This window comes from Inquilinus ginsengisoli, assembly GCF_050434925.1.
Taxonomy (GTDB): domain Bacteria; phylum Pseudomonadota; class Alphaproteobacteria; order DSM-16000; family Inquilinaceae; genus Inquilinus; species Inquilinus ginsengisoli_B.
Map to the genome: position 1 here is coordinate 3,827,681 of NZ_JBNDJK010000001.1, position 24,683 is coordinate 3,852,363.

General features: G+C 68.5%; 18 protein-coding genes. 11 read left to right on the plus strand and 7 right to left on the minus strand.

Annotation, left to right across the window (positions count from 1 at the left end; all coding sequences use genetic code 11):
* Positions 1 to 239: 239 nt before the first annotated feature.
* Positions 240 to 4,592, plus strand: coding sequence for a beta strand repeat-containing protein (locus QFZ27_RS18180; RefSeq protein ID WP_429227789.1), 4,353 nt, complete (start codon positions 240 to 242; stop codon positions 4,590 to 4,592).
* 350 nt (positions 4,593 to 4,942) lie between these two features.
* Here the strand turns inward: QFZ27_RS18180 and QFZ27_RS18185 are convergent, their stop codons facing one another.
* Positions 4,943 to 6,307, minus strand: coding sequence for an HlyD family type I secretion periplasmic adaptor subunit (locus tag QFZ27_RS18185; RefSeq protein WP_429232470.1), 1,365 nt, complete (start codon positions 6,305 to 6,307; stop codon positions 4,943 to 4,945).
* Positions 6,241 to 8,064 carry a type I secretion system permease/ATPase gene (locus QFZ27_RS18190; RefSeq protein WP_429227790.1) on the minus strand — a complete coding sequence of 608 codons (1,824 nt, stop codon included), beginning with the start codon at positions 8,062 to 8,064 and terminating at the stop codon, positions 6,241 to 6,243. The genes QFZ27_RS18185 and QFZ27_RS18190 overlap by 67 nt, the downstream gene beginning before the upstream one ends.
* Positions 8,065 to 8,350: 286 nt before the next feature.
* On the opposite strand from QFZ27_RS18190, the gene QFZ27_RS18195 reads away from it, so the two are divergent.
* Positions 8,351 to 8,833 (plus strand): MmcB family DNA repair protein, encoded by a 483-nt coding sequence (locus QFZ27_RS18195; RefSeq protein ID WP_429227791.1) that lies wholly within the window; start codon positions 8,351 to 8,353, stop codon positions 8,831 to 8,833.
* Between the two features lie 11 nt (positions 8,834 to 8,844).
* Here QFZ27_RS18195 and QFZ27_RS18200 read toward each other — a convergent pair whose 3' ends face one another.
* Positions 8,845 to 10,158: a LacI family DNA-binding transcriptional regulator gene (locus QFZ27_RS18200; RefSeq protein ID WP_429227792.1), complete on the minus strand. Its 1,314-nt coding sequence runs from the start codon at positions 10,156 to 10,158 to the stop codon at positions 8,845 to 8,847.
* Positions 10,159 to 10,640: 482 nt separating this feature from the next.
* Between QFZ27_RS18200 and QFZ27_RS18205 the strand changes: the two genes are divergently transcribed.
* The 8 genes from QFZ27_RS18205 (at position 10,641) to yghU (ending at position 18,526) form a co-directional block, all read left to right on the plus strand.
* The gene (locus QFZ27_RS18205; protein ID WP_429227793.1) at positions 10,641 to 13,466 is read left to right on the plus strand and encodes a beta strand repeat-containing protein; all 2,826 of its coding nucleotides are present in this window, start codon (positions 10,641 to 10,643) and stop codon (positions 13,464 to 13,466) included.
* Between the two features lie 139 nt (positions 13,467 to 13,605).
* On the plus strand, positions 13,606 to 14,244 hold the full coding sequence (locus QFZ27_RS18210; RefSeq protein WP_429227794.1) for a hypothetical protein: 639 nt from the start codon (positions 13,606 to 13,608) through the stop codon (positions 14,242 to 14,244).
* A 468-nt stretch (positions 14,245 to 14,712) separates the two neighbouring features.
* On the plus strand, positions 14,713 to 15,249 hold the full coding sequence (locus QFZ27_RS18215) for an invasion associated locus B family protein (RefSeq protein WP_429227795.1): 537 nt from the start codon (positions 14,713 to 14,715) through the stop codon (positions 15,247 to 15,249).
* Positions 15,250 to 15,359: 110 nt separating this feature from the next.
* Positions 15,360 to 16,505: a dual-specificity RNA methyltransferase RlmN gene (rlmN, locus tag QFZ27_RS18220; protein WP_429227796.1), complete on the plus strand. Its 1,146-nt coding sequence runs from the start codon at positions 15,360 to 15,362 to the stop codon at positions 16,503 to 16,505.
* 10 nt (positions 16,506 to 16,515) lie between these two features.
* A complete protein-coding gene (locus QFZ27_RS18225) occupies positions 16,516 to 16,734 on the plus strand; it encodes a hypothetical protein (protein WP_429227797.1) in 219 nt (72 codons plus the stop codon).
* Positions 16,731 to 17,000 carry a hypothetical protein gene (locus tag QFZ27_RS18230; protein ID WP_429227798.1) on the plus strand — a complete coding sequence of 90 codons (270 nt, stop codon included), beginning with the start codon at positions 16,731 to 16,733 and terminating at the stop codon, positions 16,998 to 17,000. Before QFZ27_RS18225 ends, QFZ27_RS18230 begins: the two co-directional genes overlap by 4 nt.
* Positions 16,997 to 17,548, plus strand: a complete 552-nt coding sequence (locus QFZ27_RS18235; RefSeq protein WP_429227799.1) for a hypothetical protein — start codon at positions 16,997 to 16,999, stop codon at positions 17,546 to 17,548. Before QFZ27_RS18230 ends, QFZ27_RS18235 begins: the two co-directional genes overlap by 4 nt.
* Before the next feature lie 102 nt (positions 17,549 to 17,650).
* Complete coding sequence (yghU, locus tag QFZ27_RS18240) at positions 17,651 to 18,526, plus strand: glutathione-dependent disulfide-bond oxidoreductase (protein WP_429227800.1); 876 nt, start codon at positions 17,651 to 17,653, stop codon at positions 18,524 to 18,526.
* A 62-nt stretch (positions 18,527 to 18,588) separates the two neighbouring features.
* Here the strand turns inward: yghU and QFZ27_RS18245 are convergent, their stop codons facing one another.
* Together QFZ27_RS18245 and QFZ27_RS18250 are read right to left on the minus strand one after the other, a co-directional pair.
* Positions 18,589 to 19,623, minus strand: coding sequence for a calcium-binding protein (locus QFZ27_RS18245; protein WP_429227801.1), 1,035 nt, complete (start codon positions 19,621 to 19,623; stop codon positions 18,589 to 18,591).
* 339 nt (positions 19,624 to 19,962) lie between these two features.
* Positions 19,963 to 20,775: a molybdate ABC transporter substrate-binding protein gene (locus QFZ27_RS18250; RefSeq protein WP_429227802.1), complete on the minus strand. Its 813-nt coding sequence runs from the start codon at positions 20,773 to 20,775 to the stop codon at positions 19,963 to 19,965.
* A gap of 274 nt (positions 20,776 to 21,049) precedes the next feature.
* On the opposite strand from QFZ27_RS18250, the gene QFZ27_RS18255 reads away from it, so the two are divergent.
* Positions 21,050 to 21,256, plus strand: coding sequence for a cold-shock protein (locus QFZ27_RS18255; protein ID WP_138887178.1), 207 nt, complete (start codon positions 21,050 to 21,052; stop codon positions 21,254 to 21,256).
* An 85-nt stretch (positions 21,257 to 21,341) separates the two neighbouring features.
* Here QFZ27_RS18255 and QFZ27_RS18260 read toward each other — a convergent pair whose 3' ends face one another.
* Positions 21,342 to 21,686 (minus strand): MucR family transcriptional regulator, encoded by a 345-nt coding sequence (locus QFZ27_RS18260; RefSeq protein WP_429227803.1) that lies wholly within the window; start codon positions 21,684 to 21,686, stop codon positions 21,342 to 21,344.
* Between the two features lie 248 nt (positions 21,687 to 21,934).
* Positions 21,935 to 24,673, minus strand: coding sequence for an aconitate hydratase AcnA (acnA, locus tag QFZ27_RS18265; RefSeq protein ID WP_429227804.1), 2,739 nt, complete (start codon positions 24,671 to 24,673; stop codon positions 21,935 to 21,937).
* Between the last annotated feature and the right edge of the window lie 10 nt (positions 24,674 to 24,683).

Genomic DNA, 24,683 nt, shown 5'->3' on the forward strand with positions numbered 1-24,683 from the left:
GGCCGGGATTCCCGGCAACATTCCGGGAAATCCACGTTAAATTTTCGGACGTGCCCCATTCGGGTCACGCTGTTCCTGCGAATTTCTGCTGAAGTGCCGCCCGACCAAATGTCGCATCGGCCGGTTTCGGCCACGGAGTGGCTGGTCTCGACGCCTGCCTCTCCCCGCCGGATCCGGGATCATCAGCGGCGCCAGTTTTTCATCGGCGATTTTGAATCCGGATTCGAAGGGGGCGTTTCATGGCCAATTTCGTGCTGACCGCTGGCAACGACAGTTTCGTCGGCGGGAACGCCGTTGCCGATCTGTTTCAGACCTCCATCGCCAATCTGGGCAATGCCGACCTGGTCACCGGCGGCCTCGGCGCGACGGCCGACGTGCTCCAGTTCCTCGGCGCCGGGACGATCGCCGCGGTCCAGTTCGCCAAGGTCAGCCAGATCGAGCAGATCCTCCTCGGCAACGGCAGCAACAGCCTGGCCCTGAGCGACGCCCTGGCCGCCTCCGCCAACAATGGCGGCCTGATCGTCACCGGCAATGCCGGCAGCGACATCATCGACGGCTCCCTGATCACCACCGCCTCGGCGCGCATCGTCGTCAGCGGCGCGGCCGGCAACGACACGCTGAAGGGGGGCGCCGGCAACGACGTCCTCGACGGCGGCACCGGCAGCGACACCATGGCCGGGGGCGCCGGCAACGACAGCTATGTCGTCGACGTGGCCGGCGATGCGGTCACCGAGGCCGGCGGCGGCACCGATCTGGTGAGCAGCATGGTCAGCTACACCCTGGGCGCCAATCTCGAGAACCTGACCTTGACCGGGGTGTGGGCGGTCAGCGGCACCGGCAACAGCCTGGCGAACACCATCAACGGCAACGGCGCCGACAACGCGCTGCGGGGCGGCACCGGCAATGACGTGCTGAACGGGCTCGCCGGCAACGACACGCTCGACGGCGGGGCGGGGGGCGACCTGATGGCCGGCGGCCTGGGCAACGACACCTATGTCGTCGACAGCGTCTCCGACGTCACCATCGAGGCCGCCGGCCAGGGCACAGACACGGTCAAGGCGTCGGTCACCTTCGCGCTCGCCGTCAATGTCGAGACCCTGACCCTGACCGGAACCGGCGCGATCAATGGCACCGGCAACGAGCTGAACAACACCATCACCGGCAATGCCGCGGCCAACAGCCTGGACGGTGGCCTCGGGACCGACACGCTGATCGGCGGCGCCGGCGACGACCGCTACCTCGTGGACTCGGCCGGCGACACCATCGTCGAGGCCGCGGGCCAGGGCACCGATCTGGTCACCGCCGGCATCACCTTCACGCTGGCGGCGAATCTCGAGCATCTCACGCTGAGCGGCGGCGGGGCGATCGCCGGCACCGGCAACGTCCTGGCCAACCTCATCACCGGCAACGGTGCGGCCAACACGCTGAACGGCCTGGACGGCAACGACACCCTCCTCGGCGCGCTCGGAAATGACGCGCTGTTCGGCGGCCTGGGCGACGACACGCTCGACGGCGGCGGCGGCCTGGACAGCATGGCCGGCGGGGCCGGCAACGACATCTATGTCGTCGACGCCCACGGCGAGCCCGTGGTCGAGGCGGCGGGCGAGGGCACCGACTTGGTCCGGTCGATCGTCAGCCTCACCCTGGGCGCCAATGTCGAGAACCTGAGCCTGACCGGAGTGTGGGCGGTCAGCGGCACCGGCAACGCGCTGAACAACGTCATCACCGGCAATGCCGCGACCAACGCCCTGACCGGCGGCGCCGGCGACGACACGCTCGACGCCAGCCTCGGCGACGACTCCACCGCCGACAGCCTGGCCGGCGGCCTCGGCAACGACACCTATGTCCTCTATCAGTTCGGGTCCGACACGGCCACCGAGGCTGCAGGAGCGGGGACCGACACGGTCCGCTACCGCGGCTTCGGCACCTTCACCCTGGCCGCCAATTTCGAAAATCTGGTGCTGCTCGGCGACCTGGGCGGCAACGGGGCCGGCAATGCCGCGGCCAATGCAATGACCGGCAACGCCGGTGCCAATGTGCTGGCCGGCGGCGCCGGCAACGACACGCTCCAGGGTGGCGGCGGCGACGATCAGCTGACCGGGGGCACCGGCACCGACTCCGTCGATGGCGGCGCCGGCAACGACAGGCTCTTCATCCATTCCATCGGCGGCGTCGCCGACCTGGCGGCCGGCGAGACCTATGCCGGCGGCGCCGGCACCGACACCCTGGCGGTCGACACCGATGCCTTCATCGCCACGATCAGCCTGTCCGGCACCGCCCTGACCGGCATCGAGGCGCTGCAGGTCAGCGGCTACGGGGCCGTGGTGCTCACCGCGGCTCAGATCGATGGCCTGACCTCGATTACTGCCGGCGTCGTGCAGGCCAGCACGGGCGGCGTGATCGATCTCCGCGACGCCACCCTGCTCAGCGTCGAGGGCTTCACCCTGTCGATCTTCGCCAACACGCTCGACCTGTCCGGCCAGTCCGGCGGCTTCACCGTCACCGGCCTCGCCGGCGCCGACATCGTCTTCGGCGGCAATGGCGCCAACACCCTGAACGGCGGCGGCGGCCATGACAGTCTCGCCGGGGGCAACGGTGCCGACGTGCTGAAGGGTGGCACCGGCAACGACACGCTCCAGGGCGGCGAGGGCGACGACACCCTGACCGGAGGTGCCGGCACCGACCTCGTCATCGGCGGCCACGGCAACGACACGCTCCATATCCACACGCTCGGTGGCGTGGCCGACCTGGCGGCCGGCGAGACCTATAATGGCTGGGGCGGCACCGACACGCTGATCGTCGATACCGACGTCTTCACCGCGGCGATCAACCTCTCCGGCGTCACCCTGACCAGCATCGAGCGGTTGGAGGCCAGCTTCTATCAGAAGGTGCTGCTGACCGCGGCCCAGCTCGACGACCTCACCTCCATCAGCGGCCTCGACGTCGAGGCGACCACCGGCGGGACGATCCAATTGGGCGATGCCAGCCTGATCGCCGTGTCGTCCTTCATCCTGTCCGCCGCCGGCAACACCCTAGCGCTGGCCGGCCTGGCCGGCGGCTTCATCGTCGCCGGCGCCGGCGGCATCGACGTCATCTCCGGCGGCAATGGCGGCAACACCCTCGACGGCAACGGCGGCAATGACGGCCTCACCGGGGGCACTGCAGGCGACTGGCTGGACGGCGGTGCGGCCGATGACGGGCTCCAGGGCGGCGACGGCGGTGACAGCCTGACCGGGGGCACCGGCGCCGACACCGTCAATGGCGGCCTCGGCGACGACACGCTCTACATCCACTCCATCGGTGGCCTGGGCGACCTGGCGGCCGGCGAGATCTACAATGGCGGCGGCGGCACCGACACCCTGATCGCCGACACCGACGTCTTCAATGCCTCGCTCGACCTGTCCGGTGTGACCCTGACCGGTATCGAGTCGCTGCAGGTCACCACCAACTACCAGACGGTGCTGCTGACTGCGGCCCAGCTCGACGGCCTGATCGCAGTCAACGCCGGCCACGTCGGGGCGACCACCGGCGGCACGATCGACCTGCGCGACGGCACCGGCATAGCCGTCTCGTCCTTCACCCTGTCCGCCGCCGGCAACGTCCTCGATCTGTCCGGCCAGGCAAGCGGCTTCACCGTCCATGGCGGCATCGGCTTCGATACCGTCAGCGGCGGCAATGGTGGCAACAGCCTGAGCGGCAGCAACGGCAATGACATCCTCACCGGTAGCGCCAGCGACGACACTCTGGACGGCGGCCGCGATCTCGACATGCTGCGGGGCGGCGTCGGCAACGACACCATCACCGGCGGTGCCGATTTCGACATCGTCAATGGCGGCGACGGCAACGACACGTTCTTCGTCCACACCGTCGGCTCCACGATCGACTTGGTGGCCGGAGAAACCTACAATGGCGGCGCCGGCACCGACACGCTGGTCGCCGACGTCGATGTCTTCACCGCGGTGTTGTTCCCCCTGGCCGGGGTGACCCTGATCAGCATCGAGGTGCTGCAGGTCACCAACTACCAGACGACGCAGCTGACCGCCGTCCAGCTCGACGGCCTGACCTCGATCAGCGCCATCGATGTCGCTGTGACGACCGGCGGGGCGATCGACCTGCGCGACCTCACTTTCGTCAGCGTATCGACCGTCTTTCTGTCGGCAGCGGGCAACACCTTCGACGTGTCCGGGCAGGCCGAAGGCTTCACCGTCACCGGCGGCGCGGCGGCGGACACCATCCGCGGCGGCAATGGCGCCAACCTCATCACCGGGGGAGGCGGAGCCGACACCCTGTCCGGCGGAACCGGCGCGGATGCGTTCATCTACGCCTCGACCTGCCACGGCGGCGACACCATCACCAATTTCAGCGGCAGCGCGGGCCAGGGAGACCAGCTGCGCTTCGTCGGGCTGCTCTCAGGCGCGTTCGATTACCGCGGATCGGGCGCCTTTACCGCGACCGGCAACTCCGAGGCCCGGTTCACCGGATCGGCGCTGCTGGTGGACACCAACGGCGACGGCTCGTCGGACCTCACCCTCACCCTGACCGGCATCACCACCGCGGGCCAGCTCGGCGACGCCGATTTCAGCTGGACCTGATCCGGTAAGGCCTGTCCTCTCTTCGGCGGGCGGCCTGCATCGCCGAAGCCGGCCGCGTGGCCTCTCCCGCCTGCGCGATCTTTTCAGGATCCCGCCGTTTGGGCCGGCCTCTCCCTTCCCCCCTCCCCCCTTGCGGGAGGGGGGAAGGGAGAGGGGTTTGGCGCCGCCGGAACCGGTCTTGACTGTCACAACGGCAGAAATCCTGGATGATCCTGCACAGGCTCCTGTCACCGACACCCCCTCCCCCAACCCCCTCCCGCAAGGGGAGGGGGAGAGTGGAGAGCACGCGTCGGTTCAGATGATCGACTTCTGAAACAGTCTCGGGAACGGGAGCAGCGACCGCCCCCGCCTCAATCCTCGACGAAGCTGCGCTGGAAGGCGTGCACCAGCGGGTCGACCGCGTATTGCAGGGCGGTGCGGGTGCCGGTCTGGATCGAGGCCTCGGCCGGCATTCCGGCGGACAGGTTGACCTGCGGCGCCACCTGCTTCAGCAGGGTCGGGTCGACCTCGATCTTGGCCAGGAAGTACGAGCGGCGGGTCTGCTCGTCCTGGGTGCTGTCGGCGGCGACATAGACCACCTTGCCGTCGATCCGCGGCATGTTGCGCTGGTGATAGGCGGTGAAGCGGATCAGCGCCGACTGCCCCTCGCGCACCGTGTCGATGTCGTTCGGCTGCACCTGCACATCGATCATCAGCTTGTCGTTCTTCGGCACGATCTCCAGGATCGGGGCGCCCGGCTGAATCACGCCGCCGAGCGTGTGGTATTTCAGGTTCACCACGATGCCGTCGACCGGCGCCGTGATCCGCGTGCGGCCGACCACGTCGCCGGCGGAGCGCATCTTCTCCTCGAGCTGGGCCAGCTCCTTCTGGGTGCTGGAACGCTCTTCGGCGATCTTGTCGCGGAAGTCGCTGTCCAGCGCCAGCATCCGCATCTGGCTTTCGCCGACGGTCTGCTCGGCCTTGGCGATGGAGGAGGTGTCGGACGCCTTCTGGCCGATGATCTGGGCCTGGGCGCGCTGCAGCTGCAGCAGGCGGGTCTTGCGCTCCAGCCCTTTGGCGACCAGCGGCGCGACGCCGTCGATCTCCTCCTGGATCAGGCCGAGCTGGGTGTCGGACGAGGTGATCTGGGCGCGCAGCCCCTCGATGTCGGCGCGACTCTGCTGGACGCGCTGCTCCAGCACCGATTTCTGGCCGAGGATCGATTCACGGCGGGAGACGAACTGCTCCTGCTGCGCCTTGACCAAGGCCGCGGCGACCGGATTCTTCGCCGCCTCGTCCAGCACCTCCTGCGGCATGACGAGCGTGTCCGCGCCGGCCTGCTCGGCGTCCAGCCGGGTCAGCGCCGCGATGTCGGCCAGGCGCTGGATCCGCACCGAATCGAAGGTCGCCAGGTCGCGCGTCGAGTCCAGCACCAGCAGCGTGTCGCCGGCCTTGACCTCGGCGCCGTCCTTCACCGCCAGCTCGCGGATGATGCCGCCCTCGAGGTGCTGCACCGTGCGCTTGTTGCCCTCCGGGCTGACCACGCCCATGGCGATCGCGGCGCTGGCCAGCGGGGACACCGCGGCCCAGGCGCCGAAGCCGAAGACGAAGACGCCGACCACGACGGCGCCGATCAGGCTCAGGCGGTTCAGGCCGTATGCGTTGCGCTTCAGCGTCGCTGCCGTGTCATCCAGCGGAGCGGGCAGGCGGGGGCTGCTGAGGACGGCCGGCGGCAGTGGCTGTCCAGGCCTCCTGAGGGGTAAGCGACATTTTCCGAACTTCCCTTTGGCGCCGGCGTCGTGTCGGCGGCACGTGGTCCAGCGATGCGGGCCAGAACCTCGGCCCGCGGTCCAAGCAAGGCGATCTCGCCGTCGCGCATCACCAGGAGGCGGTCGGCATCGGCCAGGATCTGCGGTCGGTGGGCGACGATGACGACGGTCGTCCCCTGGGCCTTCAGCCCGGCGATCGTGCCCATCAGCGCGGCCTCGCCATCCGCGTCGAGGTTGGAGTTGGGCTCGTCCAGCACCACCAGCTTGGGCTGGCCGAACACGGCGCGGGCCAGGCCGACGCGCTGACGCTGGCCGCCCGACAGCGGCACGCCGCCGTCGCCGATCGGGGTGTCGTAGCCCTGCGGCAGCCGCACGACCATGTCGTGCACGCCGGCCAGCTGCGCCGCCGCCACCACCTGGTCGGAGTCGACCTGGCCCATGCGGGCGATGTTCTCGGCCACCGTGCCGGGGAAGATGTCGACCACCTGCGGCAGATAGCCGAGATGCGGCCCCAGCGTCTCCGGCGACCATTGCCCGAGATCGGCGCCGTCCAGCCGCACCGCGCCGTCGGTCGGCGGATAGATTCCGCACAGCAGGCGGCACAGCGTGCTCTTGCCCGAGGCCGAGGGGCCGACGACGCCCAGCGCCTCGCCGGCGGCGATCTCGAAGCTGACGCGCTTGATGATCGGGGCCTTGCCGCCCGGCGCGACGAAGACCAGCTTGTCGATCTGCACCTTGCCCGACGGTGGCGGCAGGGTCAGCCCTTCCTTGCGCTTCGGCAGGGCGCTCAGGATCTTCTCGATCGAGTCATAGGATTGGCGGGCGCTGATGAATTGGCGCCAGGAGCTGATCGCCTGCTCCACCGGGGCCAGCGCGCGCGACAGCAGCATCGACCCGGCGATCATGCCGCCCGAGGTCAGCTCGCCCTTCAGCAGCAGATAGGCGCCGACGCCCATCACGAAGCTCTGCACGAAGATGCGGATGAATTTCGAGGAGCCGCCGATGATCGACGACAGGTCGGCGCCCTTCTCCTGGCCCTGCAACGCCGCTTCCTGGTCCTTCCGCCACCGGGTCAGCAGCGCCGGCAGCATGCCCATGGCGCGCACCGTCTCGGCGCTGCGAATGGCGCCTTCGGCCTGGCGCTGGGCGGTCACCTGCAGCTTGTTGGCCTCGGTGGTCGGGCCGCGCAGCATCTTCTCATTGGCCAGGGCCAGCCCGAACAGGATGATGGCGGAGACCAGCGCGGTGACTCCGAGCAGCCAGTGCAGCAGGAACATGATGACGATGAAGACCGGCGCCCAGGGGGCGTCGAACAGCGGCCCGATCGACGGGCCGCCGATGAAGGCACGGATCTGCGACAGGTCGCGCAGCGCCTGGCCGCCCACCGGCGCGCCCAGCACGGCGCCGTTGACTCCGGTCTCGACCAGCGTGCCGGCCAGTTTGCGCTCGAACCGGGTGCCGATCCGGGCCAGCAGGGCCGAGCGCAGCCCGTCGATCCAGCCGAGGATGATGAAGGCGAAGCCGGCGATCAGCGTCAGGAACACCAGCGTCTCGACATGGGCGCTGCCCAGCACCCGGTCGAACAGCTGGTAGGAGTACAACGGCGAGACCATCACCAGCAGGTTCATGACGAAGCTGAACCCGGCCGCCACGAGAAACCAGGGTCTGACGGACCTCAGGGCTTCGCGGGCGGCGCTCGGCGGTGTCGACTCGGTCTTCGCCATAATGCTTTTTTCCCCTCGTCGGCGTCCCCAGGCGCCACCGCCCGAAGCCGACTTTATATACCGTCGTATATTGATCGAGAAGCAGATCGCCCCGCTACCGGAAAGCGAACTGAATCCCCACTAGGACCCGTATTTGATTAATTCATTCCGAGCTTTGTAACAGTGTCATAGGTAACACCCATTGTCCCGATAGATTCAGTGATGGGCATGGCAAAATTCTGTCGATTTCAAGACCGATCCTTCTCCCTTGGCGGCGGGCCCAAACGGAGTTTAGGATAGGCATGGCATGGAACAAAGAAGCAACATGGACTCCCTGGCCCGGCTGCAGACGGCGCAGGTCACGCGTGGGGTGCGCCGCTGGCTGGCCGCCGCCGGCCAGACCAGCCTGCCAGAATTCGGGCTGCCCGACGGCCGCCGCGCCGACATCCTCGCGCTCGACGGGGCGGGCGGCATCACCCTGGTCGAGGTCAAGGTCTCGATCGCCGATTTCCGCGGCGACCGCAAATGGCCGAACTACGCCGCCTATTGCGACCGCTTCTGCTTTGCCGTGCCGGAGGATTTTCCGCAGGAGCTGATCGGCCCGGAATGCGGTCTGATCGTTGCCGACGGCTTCGACGCGGTGCTGCTGCGGCCGCCGCCGGAGCACCGCCTGCCGCCGCCGCGGCGCAAGGCGCTGGTGCTGGAGTTCGGCCGGGTCGCGGCCCAGCGCCTGCACCTGCTGGAGGACGAGGGCGCGCTGGTCGGCTGGCGCGGCACCGGGGCGATCTGACCCAGCCCCTCTCAAAATAGCTGAAGCCCGCTTCCTTTTTGGTCCCCCCCTCCCCTTGCGGGAGGGGGGCAGGGGGAGGGGTTTGCGCGTCCGCGCGCGAATGCGCGAAGGACAGGCTTCGCCGTCGGAACCGGATCGCCAGAGCCCGGACCGGTTCCGGGCTTCGAAAACCCCCTACCGCCTCCCGCGAGGGGAGGGGGGCTCGTTGAGTTCGGCCGATGCCCGGATGTCACGGCGGGCGCGACCTTGCGGCCGCCGCGCTTCGGCGCGGCCGTGCTGGCCCGCAGCAGCAATTGGTTCGGCAGCGTCGTCTTCAGCGGCGGATCGGCGGCGTCGCCGTCCAGCAACTGCAGCAGGATCTCCGCGGCCTTGGCCCCGAGATCCGCCGTCGGCTGCCGCAGCGTGGCCAAAGGCGGCTCGCAGAAGGCGCCGACCGGGACGCCGTCGAAGCCCAGGACGGAGAGGTCGCGGGGCACGGCCACGCCCTGCGACCGGACCGTGCTCATGAAGGCGATCGCGGCGTCGTCCCAGCAGGCGGCCGCCGCCGTCGGGCGCGGCGTCAGCGCCAGATAGGCCCGGGCGGCGTCGACGCCGCTCGGGAAGCCGTCCTGGAACGCATGGCCGCCGCCGTGGCGGACCACTGCTCGGCCGGGCAGGCCGGCCGCCGCCAGCGCCTCGGCCAACCCGCCGAACCGCTCGGCCTCGTGATAGCTGCCTTCCGGCCCGGCGATATAGAAGAACGTCCGGTGGCCCAGCCCGATCAGGTGCAGCACCGCCTCGCGCATGGCCTTGCGGTCGTCGGCGATCACGCTCGGGATCCCGGCGGCGCTGCGGTCCTGCAGCACCGACACGATCGGGATGCCGGCATTGGCGAGCGACTGCTGGCCATGCGGCGGCAGCTCCGCAGCGCCGATCAGGATGGCGCCGCGGACGATGCCGCCGACCGCCAGGTCGGGGATGTGCCGTTCCGCCGCCGCCGATCGGTTGCGGCCGGCGATCAGCAGGCTGAAGCCGTTGTCCGAGAGGGTCGAGGCGACGCTCTGCAGCACCTCGGGGACGATCTGCGAGGCGCCGTTGGCGATCGCCGGCTCCGACAGGATGGCCATGACGATGTTGGACGTGCCGACCCGCAGGTTCCGGGCGGCGGCGTTGGGGACGTAGCCGAGCTGCTCGACCGCCGCGACGATCCGGCGGCGCGTCTTCTCGTTGACCCGGCCGGGATTGGCCAGGGCGCGGCTGACCGTCGATGTCGCGACGCCGGCCAGCCGCGCGGCATCGCGCATCAGCGGTCCGAACGTCTGGCTGTCCCGGGGCCGCCTGGCCATGATCCTGCGCGATCTTTCCCGTTTGCCGCCGGCCACGCGGTCCCGCGGCCGACGCGCCGTCCATTAGACCCGGGAAAAAGCTGTTGCAAAGGGCGGTAACGTTGCCATTATTCGGCAATCGATTGCCGTTCCGTGCTGCCCGGCTCCGCCGGGCTGCCGAGGCACGCCGGCTCCGCGGGATGCGCCGCATCGCACCGATCATATGTGCTGATGCCGCTGATCGTGCCCAGTAGAATCGACGCATTTTTCGAGAGATGCCGAGAGTATCTCCGATAATAGTCCTATTATTGATGGTTTGAAACAATCGAACCCACGGCTTGAAATCATATTTCATTGAGATTTTCGGCGTTTAATTTCTATGTCGGTCATAATTTTGTTTAAACTGAATCATTAGGGCTTATCAGATTCTTCTGTCAACTTTACGGAACCAGAGTTTTTCTTAATACATCTTAGTTCTGGGAATTCTGCCCTAGGAGGAAACCATGGCGAACCTTAACGGCACCGCCGGCAACGACGGTCTCAGCGGCACCGCCGCCGCGGACACCATCAATGGCCTGGCCGGCAATGACACTCTGGAAGGCGTCGGCGGCGCCGACGTGCTGAATGGCGGCGACGGCATCGACGCGATCAGCTACGGCAGCTCGGCCGCCGCCGTCGTGATCAATCTTGGCACCGGCGCCGCCTCCGGCGGGGATGCCGCGGGGGACAGCTTCACCGGCATCGAGAATGTCGTCGGCAGCGGCCTCAACGACACGATCACCGGCGACGCCCGGGACAACTGGCTGCATGGCAGCCCTGGCAATGACATCCTGAATGGCGGCGCTGGCGACGACATCCTCTCCGGCGGCAGCGGCGCCGGCACCGGCGCGACCTATGGCGCCGACACCCTGAACGGCGGCGACGGCAACGACACGGTCGACTACAGCCGCGAGGGCCAGCAGGCCGCGGTGAGCGTCAACCTGGAGACCGGCGTCAAAGGCGGCGTGGCCGCGGACGACATCTACACCAGCATCGAGAACGTCACCGGCACCACCTTCGACGACGCCATCGTCGGCGACGCCGGGGCCAATGTCCTCAACGGCCATGACGGCGATGACGGGCTGCGCGGCGGCGGCGGGGCCGACACCTTGATCGGCGGCGCCGGCATCGACACCGCGGGTTATGGCACCTCGGCGGTTGGGGTCACGGTCGACCTCGAGGCCGGCACCGGTACCGGCGGCGATGCCGAAGGCGACACGCTGGCGACGATCGAGAACCTGAACGGCTCGGGCTTCGACGACACGCTGATCGGTGCCGCGGGGGCCAATGCACTGGCCGGCGGCGCCGGCGACGACACGCTCCGCGGCGGCGCGGGCGCCGACAGCCTCAATGGCGGCGCCGATGTCGACACGGCGAGCTACTCCACCTCGGCCGCCGCGGTCGCGGTCGACCTGACCGCCGGCACCGCCACGGGCGGCGACGCCGCGGGCGACACCCTGACCGCGATCGAGAACCTGCGCGGCTCCGCCTTCAACGACACCCTGACCGGCACCGCCGGCGTCAACGTCCTCGACGGCGGTGATGGCGATGACAATCTGTTTGGCAGGGCCGGGGCCGATGCCCTGACCGGGGGCGCCGGCAGCGACACCGCCAACTATTCCGGCGAGACCGTCGGGGTCACGGTGAATCTGGAGACCAACACCGCCACCGGCGGCAATGCCGCGGGCGACACCTTCGACGGGATCGAGAATCTCGAAGGCACCACGGTCGGCGACACGCTGACCGGCGATGCCGGGGTGAACTACATCCACGCCCATCAGGGTGACGACACCGTCGACGGCGGGGCCGGCGACGACCACCTGGCCGGCGGGAGCGGCGGCGGGGATGCCGGAGCGTTCGGCAACGACGACATCGACGGCGGCGACGGCCACGACACCGTCGACTACAGCCTGGAAGGGCAATCGGAGGCCGTGACCGTCAACCTGGAGACCGGGGTCTATGGCGGCCAGGCCGCGGGCGACACGCTGACCAGCATCGAGAGCATCACCGGCACCATCTTCGACGACGGGCTGGTCGGCGATGCCGGCGCCAACGAGCTCAACGGGCATGACGGGAATGACGGCTTGCGTGGCGGCCTCGGCGCCGACACCCTGGTCGGCGGCGCCGGCGTCGATACGGCGGGCTATGGCGACTCGACGGCCGGCGTCACGGTCGACCTGGCCGCGGGCACCGGCACCGGCGGCTCCGCCGAGGGCGACACGCTGGCGACGATCGAGAACCTGAACGGTTCGACGCTGAACGACACCCTGATCGGCGCCGCGGGGGCCAATGCGCTGGCCGGCGGTGCCGGCGACGACACGCTCCGCGGCGGCGCGGGTGCCGACACCCTCAACGGCGGCGACGGGTCGGATTTCGCCAGCTACGAAGGCTCGGCCGCCGCGGTCACGGTCAACCTGCAGGCCGCCACTGCCGCCGGCGGCGACGCTGCCGGCGACACGCTGACCGGCATCGAGAACCTCATCGGCTCCGGCAATGCGGACCAGCTCACCGGCAGCGGCGGTGCCAACATCCTGCATGGCGGTGCCGGGGCCGACACCATCAATGGCGGCGCCGGCAGCGATTCCATCGACGCCGGCAGCGAGGACGACATCGTCTCCGGCGGGGCCGATATCGACTCGCTCTGGGGCGGCGCCGGCAATGACCAGATCGATGGTGGTGCCGACAACGACAAGCTCCAGGGCGCGGCCGGCGCCGATGCCCTGACCGGCGGCGCCGGCATCGACGTCGCGTCCTACACCGCCAGCCGGGCCGGGGTCACGGTCGACCTTGCCGTCGGCGCCGGCACCGGCGGCGACGCCCAGGGCGACACCCTGACCGGCATCGAGCAACTGATCGGGTCCAACTCCAACGACACGCTGAGCGGCGACGCCGGCAACAACGGGCTCTGGGGCAGCGCCGGCGACGACGTGCTCACCGGCGCGGCCGGGGCCGACACGCTCAAGGGCGGGGCCGGCAATGACAGCTTCGTCTACACCGCGATCGGCGACAGCACCGTGGCCGCCGCGGGCAAGGACACGATCCTGGACTTCGCCGCCGGCGACAGGATCGACCTGTCCGGCATCGACGCCGACGGCAACCCGGCCAATGGCGACACCGCCTTCACCTTCGGCACCGGCAACTTCACCGCCGGTGCCGGCCAGCTGCGGGTGGTGACGTTCGACGATGGTCGCCAGGGCGTCTATCTCGAGACCAGCGGTGACAGGACGCAGGATTCGATCATCACCGTCTACTCCGACCACGCCCTGACAGCGGCGGATTTCGTGCTGTAGCGTTCCTGACGGACCGGGCGCTGGGCGCGCCCGGTCCGCTTTCATCCGTGTCTGCTGAACGCCACGGATCTCCCGACGGTCTGGCGGTTAACACAATGTTCATTGCGCTCGCTTGCGACTCTCGTTCATGCTATGTTCCATGGACAAGGCGCAGACCGATCGGATGTCGGAAGCCCCGGCCACTCCCCAGGAGGAGCGGGCGGCGCGGCATCTGCGCATGCTCGCCCGGGCGGCCGAGATCCACATGGAGATCATGGAGGCGACCCGCACCGAGGCGGTCGAGGCGCCGCAGCCCGGCATCGACTATGGCCAGCGGATCGCCGTCATCACCAAGTCGCTGCGGCTGACCCTGCTCTTGGAGGACAAGTTCGCCGGCCATCGCGGCGAGCGGCGCAAGGCCGCGGCGAAGCGCGAATCGGCCCAGGAGGACTGGCACGACCTGCGGGTGAAGCTGGCGATGCTGGCTGCCGCCTATGAGGTGTCCGAGGACGATGAGGAGGTCGACCGCCGCGTCGCCGAGGTCTGCGAGCGGGTCGAGCGGCCGGAGGTGGCCGAGCTGATCGCAGCCAGCCGGCCGGAGGTCGCGGTGGCCGCCCTGTGCCGGCGCTGGGGATTCCCGCCGGAGGTGGAGCGCTGGCTGGAGATGGCCGACGAGGCGATGGAGCATTACGGCTTCATCCCGCCGGAGGATGGCGAGGACGATGATCGGGAAGATCCGCCCGAGCTCCGCCCGGCCGGCACCGGCCGCCGCAAGCCCAAGCCGCCGGACACGGGCTGACCCCCGCGAACTCACCCGCTTTTACCAACCTCCAGCATTCGCGAACGCAGCCTTACACACTCCCCCTCCCCTTGCGGGAGGGGGTTGGGGAGGGGTCTGCGCGCGTCCGCGCGCGACTGCGCAGAGGACAGGCCTTGCCGTCATGGCCGTAGCGTCAGAGTTCAGGCCAGCCTCGACGGCGATACCCCCACTCCCACGAGGGGAGGGGGAGAGAAGAAGGGATGGATTGGCTCGAACGGCGGCATTCCAGAAAAGTCCCACCCAGCGGGAGAGGTCGGAGGCGCCTGCGCCTCAGATGAGGGAAGGACGCCGGTCCGGTGCCCGCCATCGCCATCCGGCGGCCGGTCGGACCGGATCAACAATGCAGCATGCGTTCGGGTGGTTCCCGTCGCGCACAAATCCATGTATGTCGTGGGGTCGCATCGGGCCGCGTCGTCCAGCCTTGCAACCCCGAAACAGAGTGGCGCTATGCTGAGAACCCGTCCTCGCAAGTTTGTCCTCGGTGCCCTGGCCGGGCTTGCCATGGCGGCCGGCGTCGCCGTGCCGGGCACGGCCTCGGCGCAGAACGTGCAGTACATCTCCTCCAGTCGCGACTGGCACGCCTTCCAGTTCAGCGAGAATGGCGGCAAGGCCTGCTACATCGCCAGCAAGCCGACCAAGTCCGAGCCCGCCAATGTCCGCCATGGCGACGTCTTCATCCTGGTCACCAACCGGCCGGCGGAGAAGCAGAAGAACGTGGTCAGCCTGCAGGTCGGCTACACGCTGAAGCAGGGCGCCGACGTCACCCTCACGATCGGCGGCAAGAACTTCCAGCTGTTCACCGACGGCAACACCGCCTGGTCGCGCGACGCCGCGGCGGATGACGCGCTGGTCAACGCGATGAAGGGCGGCTCGACCATGACGGTCAAGGCCACCTCCTCGCGCGGCACCGGCACCAACTACACCTTCTCCCTCGCCGGTATCTCGGCGGCGCTGGGCGAGATCAACAAAGCCTGCGGCGCCTGACCGCAGGGTCCCGACCCCGCAGTCGTCAGACCGCATCGGTTCATGTAAAACAGCGCGGCCCCTTCCCTTGGGGAGGGGCCGTCGCCATTTCAGGGCCTTCCGGAGGTCCCATGGGTATCGAAACGCACGCCACCACCTTCGCGCCGCCCGCGACCCGCGCCGATGGCCGCATCAACCTGGTCGGGCTCGACCGTGCCGAGCTGGCGGAGACGCTGGCAGGGATGGGCGAGCCGGCATTCCGCGCGCGCCAGCTGTTCGGCTGGATCTACAAGCACGGCGCCACCGATTTCCAGGCGATGAGCGACATGGCCAAGAGCCTGCGCGCCAAGCTGGCGGACGGCTACGCCCTCGACCGGCTGCAGGTGGTGCGGCAGCAGAACTCCTTCGACGGCACCAAGAAGTGGCTGGCCCGGATGGAAGACGGCCAGGAGATCGAATCGGTGCACATCCCGGAGGAGGACCGCGGCACGCTCTGCGTCTCCTCCCAGGTCGGCTGCACCCTGACCTGCAAGTTCTGCCACACCGGCACCCAGCGCCTGGTGCGCAACCTCGAGGCGGCGGAGATCGTCAGCCAGGTCATGCTGGCCCGCGACATCCTCGAAGACTGGGGGCGGGAAGGGGACGACCGCCAGCTCACCAACATCGTCATGATGGGGATGGGCGAGCCGCTGTACAATTTCGAGAATGTGAAGCGCGCGCTGAAGCTGGTGATGGATCCGGAGGGCATCGCGATCTCGCGCCGCCGCATCACCCTGTCGACCGCCGGCGTGGTGCCGATGATGAAGCGCTGCGGCGAGGAGCTTGGCGTCAACCTGGCGGTGTCGCTGCACGCGGTGACCGACGAGCTGCGCGACCAGATCGTGCCGATCAACAAGAAGTACCCGGTTAAGGAGCTGCTGGACGCCTGCCGCGAATATCCCGGCGTCAACAACGCCCGCCGCATCACCTTCGAATACGTGATGCTGAAGGACGTCAACGACACCCCGGCCGATGCCCGCCAGCTGGTGCGCATCCTCAAGGGCATCCCGGCCAAGATGAACCTGATCCCCTTCAACCCCTGGCCGGGCGCGCCGTTCGAATGCTCGACGCCCGACGCGATCGAGCGCTTCGCCGACATCCTGATGGAGGCCGGCTACGCCAGCCCGATCCGGACGCCGCGCGGCAGCGACATCCTCGCCGCCTGCGGCCAGCTGAAGTCGGACAGCGTGCGCCAGCGCGCCTCGGCCCGCGCTGCCGCCCCGGCGGCCGTGCACTGATCCACCGCGCATGACCCTCGCCGAATTCTTCCAGACCCCGGGCGCCTGGGCGCTGCTCTTCGCCCTGCTGGCGATGCCGGCCCTGGCCCGCATCCTCGCCCGCGCCGGCCTGGCCCGCGGCTGGGCGCTGCTGGCCCTGGTGCCGCATGTCGGCGTCATGCTGGTCTTCGCCGTGCTGCTGTTCCGGCGCTGGCCGGTGGTGGCGGCGCTGGGGGAGGGCAAGCGATGAGCGATGTGCTCGAGGCGCTGTCGTCCTTCTACGGCCCCGGCTGGATGGCGACCTTCCCGCATTGGGGCATCAACCTGATCATCGGCATCTACATCGTGCTGCTGATGAGCTTCGCCGCCTATGCGCTGGTCAAGGCGCGGGTGACGCCGTTGTGGTCGATCCTGCTGCTGGTGCCCTATCTCGACGTCATCGTGCTCTGGGTCATCGCCTTCATCCGCTGGCCGCGCATCGACGGGCCGCGGCCGCATGTCGTGCACCGGGGATGAGGGGCCTCGGCCTGGCTCTCGCGCCGGCCTGGCTTCTCCTCGCCGCCCATGCCGTCGCCGCGGAGACCGACATCCGCGGCTGGGAGAACCTGACCTGGGGCATGACGGCGCAGCAGGTCGACACCGCCCTGCCGCAGGCCGTGCCCCTCTCGCCGCCCTGGGATTTCGGGCCGCTCTATGCCGAACGCATGGTGCAGAACGTGGTGGTCGGCGGCATCGCCTTCGACCTGGTGCCGGAGCTGGCGCGCAAGGACGGAAGGCTGGTCCAGATCCTGTTCGAGCGGCGCCCGCCGATCCCCGGCCCGGGCGAGCTGCAATCCTTCGTCAACGACCTGCACGCCCGGCTGGGGCCGCCGGCCGAGAGCTGCGTGGTCGAATCCGGCCTGGTCACGCGGCTGTGGCGCTTCCCCTCAGCCCAGGTGGCGCTGACTGCGGTCGACTTCTCCGCCGACGGCAGCCGCGGCCGGCTGCAGCGCCTGCTGCTGCGCTACACCGCCGCCGACCGGGCGCCGCCGTCGCCCTGTGAACAGGACAAACCCGGAACGTGAACGTGATGGCAACAGAAATGCTTCATTCCGCGGCGATCGCGGTCTAGGGTCGACGCTCCAACGAACGCCGCAATCCTCTCCGCCCCACCGGGAGCCAAGAGAATGAGTGATTCCTCCGACTACGTGCCGCCGAAGGTCTGGACCTGGGACAAGGCGAGCGGCGGCCAGTTCGCCAACATCAACCGCCCGATCGCCGGCCCGACGCATGACAAGGCCCTGCCGGTCGGCCGCCACCCGTTCCAGCTCTACTCGCTGGCCACGCCGAACGGCCAGAAGGTCACCATCCTGTTCGAGGAGCTGCTGGCCGCCGGCCGCAGCGGCGCCGAATACGACGCCTGGCCGGTCCGGATCGGCGACGGCGAGCAGTTCGGCAGCGGCTTCGTCGAGATCAACCCGAACTCGAAGATCCCGGCGCTGGTCGACCGCAGCGGCCCGACCCCGATCCGGATCTTCGAATCCGGCGCCATCCTGGTCCATCTCGCCGAGAAATTCGGCGCCTTCCTGCCGGAAGCGGCCGCGGCCCGCGCCGAGACCCTGTCCTGGCTGTTCTGGCAGATGGGCAGCGCGCCCTTCCTCGGCGGCGGCTTCGGCCATTTCTACGCCTATGCCCCGACCAAGATCGAATACGCCATCAACCGCTACGCCATGGAGGCCAAGCGCCTGCTCGACGTGCTCGACCGCCGGCTGGCCGAGACCGAATACGTCGCCGGCGACCAGTACACCATCGCTGACATGGCGAACTGGCCCTGGTTCGGCGGCCTGGCGCTGGGCCGGGCCTATGGCGCGGCGGAGTTCCTGGATGTGCAGACCTATAAGAACGTGCAGCGCTGGGCCAAGGCGATCGACGCCCGGCCGGCGGTGAAGCGCGGCCGCATCGTCAACCGCCTCAGCGGCGACCCGTCGGAGCAGTTGCATGAGCGCCACGACGCCGGCGACTTCGCGACCCGGACCCAGGACAAGCTCGCGGCCCAGGGCTAGCCGCCAGAAAGGAAGCGCCCCGCCGCGAACGGCGGGGCGCGGGTCTGCCGGGACGTTCCGGATCAGACGTAGGTGAAGTCCGACGCGGTCAGCCCCAGGGCCGCCAGGTCGGCCACGCTGTGCACATTCGTCAGATGGACGAAGGTGTCCGCGTGGTCGGCCGAGGTGACATAGGCCAGGTTGGCGGTGCTGGTGGCGCTGTCGTAATAGGCGATGATGTCGCCGGCGGTCTCGCCCGAGATCCCCTTGGCGGCGGCATCGGCCGAGGCGAAGCCCTTGTCGGTCACGACCACCACCGATTCGCCATGGGCGTCGGCCGCGGCGCCGCTGAAGAAGCTGGTCACCGCGCCGCCGGACGTGCCGTCGCCGTTGTCGACGAAGTTGGCGCCGACGCCGTCGCGGCCGAGGCCGGCCGCATCGAAGGCGAAGCTGTCATGGCTCGGATCGAAATCCGTGACGTTGCTGAAGCCCTGGATCGAGCCGGCCTTCGGGTCGTGGAAGCGGAACAGGAAGGTGTCGTCGCCGGCGCCGCCGGTGAGGTAGTCCTTGCCGTCGCCGCTGATGAGGGTGTCGTTGCCGGCGTCGCCATAGAGCTTGTCGCTGCCTTCGCCGACATCGGTGCGGGCCGTGTCGCGGCCGTTGTCGCCGGCGAGGACGTCGTTGCCCAGGCCGCCATAGACGGCGTCGTTGCCCTCGCTGCCGAAGACGTGGTCGTTGCCGGCACCGCCATAGACATGGTCGATGTTCTGGCCGCCGAAGACGAAGTCGTCGCCGTCCTCGCCATAGACGGTGTCGTTGCCCTGGTCGCCGTTGATATGGTCGGCCTGGGCGCCGCCGCGGATGGTGTCGTCGCCGAGATTGCCGGTGAGGGTGTCGGCGCCGTCGTTACCCTGGATCAGGTCGTTGCCTGAGCCGCCATCGACATGGTCGTCGCCGCTGCCGCCCTTGGCGACGTCGTTGCCTTCGCCCGCCAGGATGGTGTCGTTGCCCAGGTCGCCGTTGATCCGGTCGTGGCCCCAGGGGTCGATGATCAGATCGTCACCTGTACCGCCGACAAGAATGTCGTCGCCCAGTCCTCCCACGATCAGATTTGGCATGATTGATTACTCCTGTATGCTGGAAACCTTATGCCCATAGGCATAATACTCAGAATCATGACCGTTGCATGAATCATCACAAGATTTCCTCTATGTCTACGCACAGAGTGCGATGTGAAATCCAGCGGCGAGATCGTCGGCATTTTGCGAGTGATCGTTTTAAAATCTGAATGCCGCAGCAGGATTGGCGTTGGGATACTCGAACTGAAATCTGCCTAAAATATAATCTCTGAGAATCTTCCATCCGGAGATTCAAATTTGTCACAGTCGGCGCTCCAGATCGGCCGCCGAAGGCTCGGTGAGTCGAATCTCAAGTCAGAATCGATGGGGCGTGAAGGTTCAGGGGGCTGTCGGCGTATCGAAACCTGATTCCGCCAGAATCGCCTGGCCGGCCGGGGACAGGATGAACAGCGCCAGGCGATAGGCTTCCGGCGGGGCGTCCTTCAGCACCGTCAGCCCATAGGCGGCGCCGACCGCCAGATCCTTCGGCAGCGGCACCACCACGAGATCGGGCCGCTCCGCTTGCGCCGTTTTGCCGCTGGTGCAGTAGCCGAGGACCATGTCGGCCTTGTCGTGCTCGATCAGCCAGGCGGCGGCGTTGGCGTCCTCGGGCAGGCCCAGCTTCCGCGCGCTGTCGGGCGCCCCGACCAGTTGCAGCGCCTTGTTGTCCAGCGCGGCGAAGGCGCCCGGGCGGATCGCCTCGGCCTTGCGGAACATGGCCCAGGTGTAGTCGCCCGACGGGTCGCTCTTCGGCGTCGAGGTGCCCAGCCTGACCGCCGGGTCGAGGGCGCGGTCGAGCACGTTGTCGGCCATCAGCCCGGCCTTCGGCCCGGCGATGGCACACAGCCGGTTGCGGGCGAATATCATCAGCGGCCCGCCCAGCCCCTCCTGGTTCAGCCTCTGGGGATGGCCGGTGTCGGCCGAGGTGAAGATGTCGACCTCGTCGCCGGCCTCGATCTTCTCCCGCATCGTGCCGGAGGGGCCGAAGCTCGCCGTGACCTCGGCGCCGCCGGATTTGTGGAAGGCCTCGGCGAGCCGCAGCATGGCACCGCGCAGGCTGCCGGCACCGTCCAAGGTCAGGGCCTGATCCGCCGCTGCGGCGGGCACCGCCAGCAGCACGCATCCGATGACTACCACCGCCAGCCGCCGCATGACCTTCCTCCGCCGCTGTTCCGCAGCCGGACGCCAGCCGCGTCTCTCGATATGTTCAATCAGATACAGCGAGGAGGCCGGCCACCATATCCGCGGTTGCGGCTTGAGTCATCGCGCAGCGTGCTCGCGCAAGTTTCGGTCGAATCGCATCGGGTGACTAGGCGACGGCCAAAACGCTGCCTATGTGACTGGCTTCGGCTCACTTGGCCGACCGGCCGGGACCTCATTCGGCCGTGAACGACGGCGGCTTCGGCTGCCTATGGAGTGAAGACGTATGGCGACTGGTACCGTGAAGTGGTTCAACACCACCAAGGGCTTCGGGTTCATTCAGCCGGACAACGGCGGCAAGGACGTGTTCGTCCACATCTCGGCGGTGGAAGCGGCCGGGCTGCGGTCCCTGAACGAAGGTCAGCAGGTCACGTTCGAGTTGGCGCGAGGCCGTGACGGCCGGGAGTCGGCGGCGAACCTGCAGGTTTCCTGACGGTCCGCATCGACGGCTGATACAAAGGGGCGGCATCCGAGACGGACGCCGCCCTTTTTTGTTCGGATGCTGCGGTGATCCCGCGTCAGCGTGACCGTGAGCGGAAGCGCTCGCGTGGGCTCTCGCCGATCCGGGTGCCGGCGCGCATCCCCCGCAAGGCCGTGGTCTCGCGCCAGGGCAGCGCGGCGTCCGCAAGTGGTTCGGCCATTTGGCGGCGCGGGGCTGCATCGCCCACGGGGCGGGGCGCCTCCTCCGCCCCGGAGCCCTCGACCAGCTCGGTCAGGGCGTCATAGACCTGCCGGATGATGTCCGGCACATGCGCGGCCGAGGTCGCGGTTCCGCGCAGATGGGCGGCGACGATCGCCGTGGTGACTTCGAGAACCTGGTTCGGCGTCGACAGCGCCGCCGCGCCGATCTCATCGATGGGCATCCGGCCCCCTCGTTGCTGTTGCTCTACCCGGTGACCTTCCTAGGACGCCCGGATGGCGACGCTTATTCCGCCGGAATCGAATTTCCGGCCGTGCCGTCGCCACCGCCCAACAAGGATCGAGCGGCGGTTCGGTTCCCTCATGGCCACAGCCTGCGCCGGATCGTCGCTGCTGCCGCCATGCCGGCCTCGGAAATAGAAAAGCCCGGCTCGCGCCGGGCTTCTCCGAAGTCGCTGGGGTGAGGAAGGGCCTACGCCGCCTTCACCATGCTGCGCAGCACATACTGCAGGATGCCGCCGTTCTTGAAGTATTCCAGCTCGTCCAGCGTATCGATGCGGCTGAGCAGGGTCACGTCCTGGCGGCTGCCGTCGGCGCGGGTGACGGTCAGCACCATCTCCTGCCGCGGCTTCAGCCCCTCGGCGATGCCGAGGATGTCGAAGGTCTCGGTGCCGTCGAGCTTGAGGTCCGCCCGGGTGGTGCCGCCGGTGAACTGCAGCGGCAGAACGCCCATGCCGACCAGGTTCGACCGGTGGATGCGCTCGAAGCTCTCCGCCACCACCGCCTTGACGCCCAGGAGGCGGGTACCCTTGGCCGCCCAGTCGCGGCTCGAGCCCGTGCCGTATTCCTTGCCGGCAATGATCACCAGCGGCACGCCCTCGGCCTGGTAGCGCATCGAGGCGTCGTAGATCGGCAGCATCTCGCCCGAGGGCTGGTGCTTGGTGAAGCCACCCTCGACGCCCGGCACCAACTCGTTCTTGATGCGGATGTTGGCGAAGGTGCCGCGCATCATCACTTCATGGTTGCCGCGGCGGGCGCCGTAGCTGTTGAAGTCGAGCGGCCGTACCTGGTGCTCCAGCAGGTATTCGCCTGCCGGGCTGTCCTTCTTGATCGAGCCGGCCGGCGAGATGTGGTCGGTGGTGACACTGTCGGCCAGCACGGCCAGCAGGCGGGCACCGCGCACGTCGGTCAGCGGCTCCGGCTCCTTCTGCATGCCGGTGAAGAAGGGCGGGTACTGGACGTAGGTCGACCCCGGGTTCCAGTTGTAGGTCTCGCTCTCCACCGTCTCGATGCTCCGCCACTCCTGCGGGCCCTCGAACACATTGGCGTAGCGGCTGCGGAACATCTCCGGCGTCAGGCACTGCTCGATCGTCTCGGCAATCTCCTGCGCGGTCGGCCAGACGTCCTTCAGATAGACCGGCTGGCCGTCGCTGCCGGTGCCCAGCGGCTCGGTGGTGATGTCCTTGGTCATGCTACCGAGCAGGGCGTAGGCCACCACCAGCGGCGGCGAGGCCAGGTAGTTCGACCGCACATGCGGGCTGATCCGGCCCTCGAAGTTGCGGTTGCCAGAGAGGACGGCGGCGACGTTCAGGTTGCCCGCCTCGACGGCGGCGGCGATCTCGTCCGGCAGCGGGCCGGAATTGCCGATGCAGGTGGTGCAGCCATAGCCGACGGTGTTGAAGCCGACGGCGTCCAGGTCGACGTTCAGGCCGGCCGCGTTCAGGTACTCCGTGACCACCTGGCTGCCCGGGGCCAGCGAGGTCTTCACCCAGGGCTTGCGGGTCAAACCGCGCTCGCGCGCCTTGCGCGCCACCAGGCCGGCCGCGACCATCACCGACGGGTTCGAGGTGTTGGTGCAGCTGGTGATCGCGGCGATCACCACGTCGCCATGGTCGAGGTCATGGTCCATGCCCAGCACCTTGGTCGGGGCCGGGGCGGTGCCGGCATCGGCCAGCAGCTTGGTGAAGGCGCTGGCGGCCTGGGTCAGGGCGACCCGGTCCTGCGGCCGCTTCGGCCCGGCCAGCGACGGCTCGACGTCGCCCAGGTCCAGCGACAGGCTGTCGGTGTAGACCGGCTCCGGCGAATTTGCGTCGCGCCACATGCCCTGGGCCTTGGCATAAGCCTCGACCAGGCGGACGCGGTGCGGATCGCGGCCGGAGAACTCCAGGTAGCGCAGAGTCTCGGCGTCGATCGGGAAGAAGCCGCAGGTGGCGCCGTATTCCGGGGCCATGTTGCCGATCGTGGCGCGATCGGCCAGCGACATGTGGTCCAGGCCCTCGCCGTAGAACTCGACGAACTTGCCGACCACGCCCTTCTTGCGCAGCATCTGGGTGACCGTCAGCACCAGATCGGTGGCGGTCATGCCTTCTTTCAGCTTGCCGGTGATCTTGAAGCCGATCACCTCGGGGATCAGCATCGACACCGGCTGGCCCAGCATTGCCGCCTCGGCCTCGATGCCGCCGACGCCCCAGCCCAGCACAGCCAGGCCGTTGACCATGGTGGTGTGGCTGTCGGTGCCGACCAGCGTGTCGGGATAGGCGACCTGATTGCCGGTGTTGCGGTCCTTCTCGACCCACACGGTCTGGGCCAGATACTCCAGGTTGACCTGGTGGCAGATGCCGGTGCCGGGGGGGACGACGCGGAAATTGTCGAAGGCGGTCTGGCCCCAGCGCAGGAAGGCGTAGCGCTCGTGGTTGCGCTCGAACTCCAGGTCGACATTCTGCTGGAAGGCATTCGGGGTGCCGAAGGCGTCGACCATGACCGAGTGGTCGATCACCAGGTCGACGGCCGAGAGCGGGTTGATCCGCTGCGGGTCGCCGCCCAGCGCGACCATCGCCTGGCGCATCGCCGCGAGGTCCACCACCGCCGGCACGCCGGTGAAGTCCTGCATCAGCACGCGGGCCGGGCGGTAGGCGATCTCGCGGTCGGACCGGCGGTCCTTCAGCCACTGCGCCATCGCCTTGACGTCATCGACCGTGACCGACCGGTCATCCTCGAAGCGCAGCAGGTTCTCCAGCAGCACCTTCAGCGAGAAGGGCAGGCGGGCGACGTCGCCGAGTTGGGCTTGGGCGGCTTCGAGGCTGAAATAATCATAGCTCTTCCCATCGACCGTCAGCTGACGGCGGGTCTTGAGCGTGTCATGTCCGGTGAAGGTCACGGAAGGGCTCCTTCGGTCGAAGGCTGATCGCGAAATGGGCTGTGCGGCCTTCATGTAGCGCGTC